The organism is Pseudomonas sp. 3A(2025), assembly GCF_054589175.1.
In genome coordinates, this window is sequence record NZ_BAAILM010000048.1 from 327,150 (window position 1) to 336,618 (window position 9,469).

Annotated in this window: 1 protein-coding gene; it reads right to left on the reverse strand. The window is 64.9% G+C overall.

What is annotated here, in order from left to right:
- Positions 1 to 7 precede the first annotated feature (7 nt).
- The coding region (locus ACYP2A_RS19355) for an amino acid adenylation domain-containing protein (protein WP_459747344.1) at positions 8 to 9,469 on the reverse strand (9,462 nt) is incomplete at its 5' end.

Sequence of the window (9,469 nt, forward strand, 5' to 3'; positions counted from 1 at the left end):
AAATCCCTTACCGTTGAAAATCCGTATGACCGGCCGGGTGACGATCCGCGTGCTCTACACCGTCGTGCCACCAGGCGGCGAGGCTGTAGACGTTGGGCGTCTTGAGAATCGTGAAATGGTTGCCCGGCCCGTACCACACCGACAATTGCGCGGCCTCACGTTGCCAGCCGGCCAGCATCGCCGCCTGTTCACGCTGATTGCCGGCGGTGTCCAGCACCGGGTCGTCGACCAGCACCAGGCGTACAGGGCCGGTATAGCGTTGCTGCGGTCGATACAGCGTGCGCAGCGCCGTGGCGTAGGTCCGCGCAGGGCCGTGCATGGCGCTCGCCGCCGAGTGCCGCGACAACACACCCGCGCGCACCAGCCCTTCATGCAGCAGGCGCAGTTGCGTGTCGTCGTCAGCCTCGCTGAACGCCTGCGGGTCAATGCCCAGGGTTTTGTTCGAGGCCAGTTGCAGTGCCTCGATCAACCGCTGCAAGGCCGCCGTGGTGGTGTACGGTCGCCCCGCGATGCCTTGCCCGCCGGGCGCTTCGCTGTCGATCAGGGTCAGTGACGCCACCGTGCGCCCACGCGCCTGCAACTCGGCAGCCATGGCATACGCCACCCAGCCGCCGAACGAATGGCCGATCAGGTTCACCGGCCCGTGCGGATACACCTGTTCGATGACCTGCACATAAAACTGTGCGGCAGCCTCGACCCGGCTGTGCGGCACCGATGCGCCGTCCAGACCACGCGGTTGCAGGCCATAGACCGGCCATTGCGGCCCCAGCGCATCTGTCAAACCGATGAAGCTGGTGATACTGTCGCCCGCCCCCGGCACACAGAACACCGGCTGATGATCGGCCTGCCCGCTCTGAATGGTCACCAGCGGCTGATACACCGGCTGATCAATGGGTTGTTTATCTGCTTCGCTCATTGCCTGCGCGATGGCCAGCCCCAGTGCCTGCACCTGCGGCGCCTGCATCATGCTCTGGTGATCGCCAGGTACCTCGATGCTGCGCAGTTGATCCGCCGCCAGCGCGGTCTCCCAACCCAGCGTCTGGCTGCGCCGCGACAGCTCGGTGGGTCGCAATTGCGCACAGAACAGATGCACCGGCACGCTGATCGGTTCGATACGGTAATGCGCCAGCGCATGGCCGTGCGCGACTTCGCGTTGCATGAAATGCCGCAGGCCTTCGGCGCTGGCCGCCGCCAGATCCGGGTACAGCAACTGTTGGGTACGGCATTGCTCCAGCAGGTCATCGAACGACAACTGCCCCAGTTGCTGCTCCAGCGCCTGCAAGCGTGCCAGGGGCTTTTGCCCTGCCTCACCCTGACTGCCCCAGTACATCGTGCAATGCAGCAGCAATTGCCGGTGCAGCGCATCGCTGCCGGACCAGCGCGCCTTGCCCTGGTCGGTCAGGCGCGGCACATAAGTGTCGAGCAAACCGAGAAAGGCCACCGGCTCGTCCAGACCCAGCAATTGCAGGGCGACTTCATACGCCAGCACCCCGCCAAACGACCAGCCGGCCAGCCGGTAAGGCCCATGCGCTTGCACCCCGCGAATCACCGCCACCAGCCGCGCAGCCAGGCATTCCATGGTCTGCAACTGCGGCTGCCCCAGCGCCACGCCCGGCAGGCCGTAGATCGGAAAATCACCATCGATATGCCGGCCCAGCGCCGGGAAGTACAGCTCCAGACCACTGAACTCATGGACCAGGAACAGCGGCGTACCACGCCCTTCGGCGCGCACGGTGATCAGCGCCTGATCGCTTTCGGGCACCGCGCTGCGCTGGCCGATCAACGCCGCCAGCGACTCGACGCTGGCATGCTGAAACAGCTCGGCCAGGCTGATACTCCGTCCCGCTTGCTGCAGTTGGTTGACCAGCCTGACCGCCAGCAATGAATGCCCGCCCAGTTCGAAAAAGCTGTCATGCCGCCCGACCTGTTCGACCTGCAACACCTCGCGCCACAGTTCCGCCAGACGCTGCTCCAGTTCGCCTTGCGGCGCTTCATAGACGCGACTGACGAAGGCTTGCGGTTGCGGCTGCGGCAAGGCCTTGCGGTCGACCTTGCCATTGTTGGTCAGCGGCAAGCGCTGCAGTTGCACCCAGGCCGACGGCACCATGTACTCCGGCAAGCGGGCTTGCAGCCAGGCGCGCAGCGTGGTGGTGTCCGGCGCCGGTTGATCGACTGCGACGGTATACCAGGCGATCAAACGCACGGCACCCGGCTCGATTTCCCGCGCCAGCACGATGACGTCCTGCACACCGGGACAACCGGCAAGACGTGCTTCGATCTCGCCCAACTCGATACGGAACCCGCGAATCTTGATCTGATCGTCATTGCGCCCCAGGTACTCCAGGTTGCCGTCCGCCAGCCAGCGCACCTGATCGCCGGTGCGGTACATCAAGGCGCCTTCGTCTGCGCTGAACGGGTCGTGCAGGAAGGCCGCCGCCGTCAATTCCGGCCGGTTCAGGTAACCGCGCGCCACGCCGTCGCCGCCGATATACAGCTCACCGGGCACGCCCAGCGGTACCGGCTGCTGGCGGGCGTCGAGCACATACACCCGGGTATTGGCGATCGGTGCCCCGATCGGCACGCTGTGCGCCTGCTCATCCAGCGCCCGCACCTCGAAGGTGGTGGCATAGGTGGTGGTTTCGGTCGGGCCGTAGCAATGCACCAGACGTAAGTCAGGCGCTTGCGCCAGCAACCGGCGAAACGCCGCCGGTTCCGCGCGCTCGCCGCCACACAGCAAAATGCGCAGGCCGGCCAGCGCCTCGGGAATCAACTGCACGTACTGGTTGAACAGCGCGGTGGTGACAAACAGGATGCTGACCCGCGCCTCGTCAAGCAGACGGGCGAAGGCCGGCGGGTCGAGCAGCGTGGCCGGGTCGATGACCACGATGGTTGCGCCATTGAGCAAGGCGCCCCAGACATCCATGGTGCTGGCATCGAACGCCGGGTTGGAGGCAAATGCCACGCGGTCCTGGGCGTTGAAGTCGGCGTAGTTGCTGTTGAGCACCAGCCGGTTGATGCCACGGTGCGGCACCAGCACGCCCTTGGGCGTACCGGTGGAGCCGGAGGTGTACATGATGTAGGCCAGCGATTGAGCGTCTTGCGCCAGGCCCGGGTTATGGACTGACTGGTTTGAAATATCCAGGCGGTCCAGGTCGATGCGCCGCACCGGGTACTCGACGCGCTCGCTGCTGTGGGTCAGCAGCGCCACCGCCTGGCTGTCCTGAACGATGAACGCCTGCCGCTCGGGCGGCGCCTGAATGTCCAGCGGCACATAGACCGCCGCACATTTGCCGATGGCCAACTGGCTGACAATCAGTTGCGCCGAACGCGGCAGCAGGATCGCCACATGATCGCCGGGTATGACACCTTGTTCAGTCAGGTAATGGGCCAGCCGATTGGCCTGGGCATTGAGGTCGCGGTAGCTCAGGCGTTGTTCGCCGTGTAGCACGGCCAGGGCTTCAGGATGTTGCGCGGCTTGCTGTTCGAACACCTGAATCGCGGTCAGCTCACGCGGGTAATCGCGCTGGCTGGCATTGAAATCCACCAGCAAACGCTGACGCTCGGCGTCCGGCAGGCTCGACAGTTCGGCCATCGCGGTGTGCGGTGCCTGCGTCAGGGCACTGAGCAACTGCTCCAGTGCCTGGCGCATGTGCGCGCAGACCTGCGCAGCATCGATGCCCGGTGCGGTCAGGGCGGTCAGGCTGAAGCCTTCACCCAGATCGTCGATGCTCAGGGTCAGCGGGTAGTTGGTGCGTTCTTCGGCAGCCAGCACCTCGATGCCCTGCCAGACGTGAGGCTCGACATCGGCTGGCGCGGCACTGTGCCGGTAATTGAGCAAGGCACTGAACAGCGGCGTACCGGCTGCCAGGCCGCTACAACGCTGGGCCAGCGCCAGTGGCGCGTGCTCATGACGCAGCAGCCGGGTCAGGCGTTCATGGGTGGCCAGCGCGGCAGCCTCGACGGTCTGCTCGCCGAGCGCAATGCGCAACGGCAAGGTATTGATAAAGACACCCAGCGCGCGTTCGGCGCCTTCGCCGCCTTGCAAACGGCCCAGCAGCACGGTGCCGAACAGCACATCGTCACGCCCCGACAACTGCCCCAGCGCCCTGGCCCAGGCCAGGTGCATCAGGCTGGCGGCACTGACGCCCAAATCCCGCGCCGTGGCCCGGACGCTCAGGCTCACGGCATCGTCCAGACGCAACCGTGCTTGCGCCGTCGGCCCGTCTACTACCGATTGCAGGCCAAACGGCAAGGTCGGCTCTTCGACATCGCCCAGCAACTCGCGGAAAAACGCTTCGTGCTCCTCGACGCCCAGTGTCGAGCGGCTCAACGCCACGTAATGACGGTACGCAACCGGCGTCGGCAAACGGTCAGCCCGGCCTTGCAGCAGAACTTGCAACTCGTCGCGCAGCACCTCCAGGGCGATATGGTCCATGACCAGATGGTGAAACAGCAGCAAGGCCACCACGCGCTGGCTGCCGGGTTCGACCGCGTGCACCAGGCGCAGCAATGGCGGCTGGTTGAGCGGCATGCGGTACTGGCCGCTGTCGTAGCGCTGGCGCAACTGACCCAGCGCATCGCCACCTGCCGGGTCCAGCGCCAGCGCCTCGCTGACCAGCGAAGCCTGACGCCAGACCACCTGCACCGGCTCCGCCAGCCCGTCCCAGAACAGCGAACTGCGCAGGATATCGTGGCGATCGATTACCGCTTGCAGCGCTTGAGCAAAAACATTCAGGCGCTGGGCATCGGCAAACACGAATTGCGCCTGCAACACATAAGGATCGCCCTGCGCGGCCGCCAGGTGGTGATACAGAATCCCGGCCTGCAACGGCGCCAATGGATAAATATCCTGCACATTGGCCACCCCGCCGGACACGCTGTCGACGATACGGTCGATGCTTTCCTGCGCCAGATCCACCAGCGGCAACAGCGCCGGGGTGATACGCGAGCAGTCGGCGGTAATGCGATTGGCAGGCACCTCGACCGCGTCGCTGCGGGTCAACGCCGCCGCCAGCGCCGCCAGACTCGGCTGGCCGAACAGCACGCGCACATCGGCGGCCAGACCGAGGCGGCGCAAACGGGCGATCAGGGTCACGGCCATTAACGAGTGGCCGCCCAGTTCGAAAAAGTGATCCTGGCGCCCGACCCGCTCCACCCCCAGCAACTCGGCCCACAGCCGCGCCAGGGTGATTTCCAGCTCGCCTTGGGGCGCTTCGTATTCGCGGGTCTTGATCGACTGCGCATCCGGTGCCGGCAAGGCCTTGCGGTCCAGCTTGCCGTTGGGGCTCAGGGGCAAGGCGTGCAGATGGACAAAGGTCGCCGGGACCATGAACTCCGGCAGGCTTTGCAGCAGATGGGCACGCAGCACGTCGATGTCCAGACGCTCGGCGGCGGTGTAATAGGCGATCAGACGCTGATCATGAGCAACCACCACGGCTTCGCGAATTTCAGACCGCTCGGTCAGGCGTGCCTGAATCTCGCCCAGCTCGATACGCAGGCCACGGATCTTGACCTGATCGTCGTTGCGGCCCAGGTATTCGATATTGCCATCCGGCAGGTAGCGCGCTACGTCGCCGGTGCGGTACAGCCTGCCCTGGCTGAACGGGTTATCGAGGAAGCGCTCGGCGTTCAGTTCCGGGCGATTGAGGTAACCACGGGCGACCTGCACGCCACCGATATACAGCTCGCCGACCACGCCCAGCGGTACCGGTTGTTGCTGGGCGTCGAGGATGTACATGCGCGTATTGGCGATGGGTTTGCCAATCGGGGTGTTGTCCGGGGCAGGATCAACACAGTGCCAGGCGGTGACGTCCACCGCCGCTTCGGTCGGGCCATAAAGATTGTGCAGTTCGCTGTCCGGCAATTGCGCCTTGAAGCGCCTTACCAGACTGCCGGGCAAGGCCTCACCGCTGCAAATGACACGCTTCAACGACGGGCTTGCAATGTTGTCGTCATGGGCCAGAAATACATCGAGCATCGACGGCACGAAATGCAGGGTGGTGATGTTTTCCTGGGCGATCACCTGTTTCAGGTAAGCCGGGTCCTTGTGTCCTTCGGGTTTGGCCATGACCAGCCGGGCGCCGGTGATCAGCGGCCAGAAGAACTCCCAGACCGAGACATCGAAGCTGAACGGGGTCTTTTGCAACACAGAATCGTCGGCGGTCAGGCCGTAGGCGTCCTGCATCCACAGCAAGCGATTGACCACGGCGGCGTGTTCGTTCATCACGCCTTTGGGCTTGCCGGTGGAGCCGGAGGTGTAGATGACGTAGGCCAGTGTGTTGCTTTTGCTGGCCTCATCGCGAGCAGAGCTCCCTCCCACAAAAGCCGCGCCCAGTTGAATAAAGGGCACATCCACGACCGGCAACACCTCCCGCGTCGCTTCATGCACCAGCACCACCACCGGCGCGCTGTCTTCGAGCATGTGCGCCAGCCGCTCCTGCGGGTACGCCGGGTCCAGCGGCACATACGCGCCGCCGGCTTTAAGGATCCCCAACAGCCCGATCACCATCTCCAGGCCGCGCTCGACGCAGATCGCCACACGGTCATCCGCCTGCACGCCGCGTTCGATCAGTTCATGCGCCAACCCGTTGGCCCGCGCGTCCAGCTCGGCATAGCTCAGGCGCAACTCCCCCGCCTGCACCGCAATGGCCTCGGGCGTGCGCAGCACCTGCGCCTCGAACAATCCGTGCAAGGTCTGCTCAAGGTCATATGGCACAGCGGTGTCGTTGAAGTCTTCGAGCAACTGCTGCCGCTCCTGATCCGACACGATCACAGCCTGTTCCAGCGCCGTATGCTCATCGCCAAGCATCGCCTGCAAGACCCGCTCGAAATACCTGGCATAACGCTGCACCGTCGCGGCATCGAACAGGGCGCTGGCGTATTCCAGATTGCCGCGAATGCCGCCAGCGGTTTCGCCCAGGTTCAGCGACAGGTCGAATTTGGCCACCTGACTGCCTTGGGCAATGCCTTCCAGGCTCAGGCCACCCAAGCTGGCCGCGGCCTCCAGCCCGCTGTCCCAGCTCAGCAGGGTTTGAAAGACCGGGCTGTGGGAAAGGCTACGCTCGGGCCGCAGAATGTCCACCACTTGCTCGAACGGCAAGTCCTGATGGGCCTGGGCGTCCAGCACTCGCTGCTTGACCCGCGCCAGCAACGTGCGGGTGTCCGGGGCATCGCTGGCGTCGATGCGCAACGCCACGGTGTTGACGAACAAGCCGATCAGGCCTTCGATCTCGGCGCGGCCACGGTTGGCCACCGGCGAGCCGATCACCACATCGCCCTGCCCGGACAAGCGCGCCAGCAACTGCGCCCAGGCGCCGACCACGATCATGTACAGGGTCACGCCCTGACGCTGGGCCAGGGCCTTGAGGCCGGCGCTCACCGCCGGCGATAGATGCACCTCGACACTGGCACCGCGATAATCCTGCTGCGCCGGGCGCGGGCGGTCGGTGGGCAGCAGCAATTGCGCCGGGGCGCCGTTCAACGCCTGACGCCAGTAATCGCTCTGTTGCTGCAAGACCTCATTACTCAACCAGCGCCGCTGCCACACCGCGTAGTCGCCATACTGCAAAGCCAGTGGCGGCAGCGGGTCGGCGCCGCCCTCAGTGAACGCCTGATACAGCGCCCGCAACTCGCGGGTCAGCACGCCCATCGACCAGCCGTCGCTGATGATGTGGTGCAAGGTCAGCAGCAACACATGCCGCTCATCCTCCAGCCGCAACAGTTGGCCGCGCAACAGCGGGTCGTGCTGCAAATCGAACGGTCGGGCCGCTTCGGCGGCGATGCGCTGGTCAAGCTGCTGGCTGGCCTGGCCACGCAGGTCGAGCACGCTCAACAAGGCGCTTGAGTCGGCCGGCGCAATCAGCACCTGCGGCTGGTCATCGACCTCGACAAAGCGGCTGCGCAGGCTGTCATGCCGCGCGACGATGCGCTGTAAGGCACGTTGCAGCGCGCTTTCATCCAGGCGGCCACGCAGGCTCAGGCGTACCGGAATGTTGTAAGCCGCATTGGCACCGTGCATCTGCGCCAGAAACCACAGCCGCTGCTGGGCAAACGACAGCGGCAAGGCGCTGTCGCGAGCGGCCGGCACAATAGCCGGCAGGCTGCTGTGCCCGGCGCGGCTCAGGGATACGGCCACCGCCGACAACTGCGCCTGAGCGAACAGCTCGCTCAGGCTCAGCTCCACGCCCAGCCGCTGACGCACCTGCGACGCCAGGCGCATGGCCAGCAACGAATGCCCGCCCAGCTCGAAAAAGTGGTCATGACGGCCCACCTGCTCGACGTCCAGCAACTCGCCCCAGATCTGCGCCAGGGCAATTTCCAGCTCGCCTTCGGGGGCCTGCCAGTCACCTCTGACCAAGGCGGTACGTTCCGGCCTGGGCAAGGCGCGGCGGTCGAGCTTACCGTTGGCCGTCAGCGGCCAGCAGTCGAGCGCCACGAACGCGCTGGGCAGCATGTAGTCTGGCAACTGCGTCGACAGCCAGGTGCGCAGCGCAGCCACGTTCACCGGTTGGCGTTCGGTGAAATACGCGACCAGCCGCACCTGCCCCGGCTCGTCTTCACGGGCCAGCAGCACCGCTTCATTGATGCCGCTGAACTGCACCACACGGCTTTCGATCTCGCCCGGCTCGATACGCACGCCACGGATCTTGACCTGATCGTCGTTGCGCCCCAGATAGTCGATAGTGCCGTCGGGTAGCCAGCGCACCAGATCGCCGGTTTTGTACATCCGGGCGTTGGGCTGTGGGCTGAACGGGTCTTTGAGGAACCGCTCGGCAGTCAGGTCCGGGCGATTCAGGTAGCCGCGCGCGACGCCGGCACCGCCGATATACAGCTCGCCCGCGACGCCAATCGGGACTGGCTGCTGCTGTTCGTCGAGCACATAAGCCCTGGCATTGGCCATGGGCTGGCCGATGTGCAGCGCCTGGCCTGCTTTTACAAGGCCTGAGGTGGCGACCACCGTGGTTTCGGTGGGGCCGTAGTTGTTGACCACATCGAAGCGCTGGTTGTGCGGGAATTGACGCAGGCGGTCGCCGCCGATCAACAGGGTGCGCAGGGTTGGGTGTGGCGTGTCGTGGTTGAAGGCGTATTCGGCAATCGGGGTCGGCAAGAAGCTGACGTCCAGCGGCTGGGCGCGCCACCAGGTCAACAGCGCATCGATATCTTCGATACCGTCCTGAATCGGCGCCAAGTGCAGGGTGGCGCCGCTACACAGGGCAGGCCAGATTTCCCAAGCCATGGCATCGAAGCCGAAGCCGGCGAGGCTTGAGGTGTGTTGGCCTGCACCGAGATTGAAGGTTTGGCAGTGCCAGTCGACCAGATTCGAAAGCGTCTGGTGTTCGACCATGACGCCTTTGGGTTGGCCGGTGGAGCCGGAGGTGTAGATCACATAGGCCAGTGTGTTTATGGCCTTCGCGGCTGAAGCCGCTCCTACGGAATAGGTGAACGTCGTAGGAGCGGCTTTAGCCGCGAA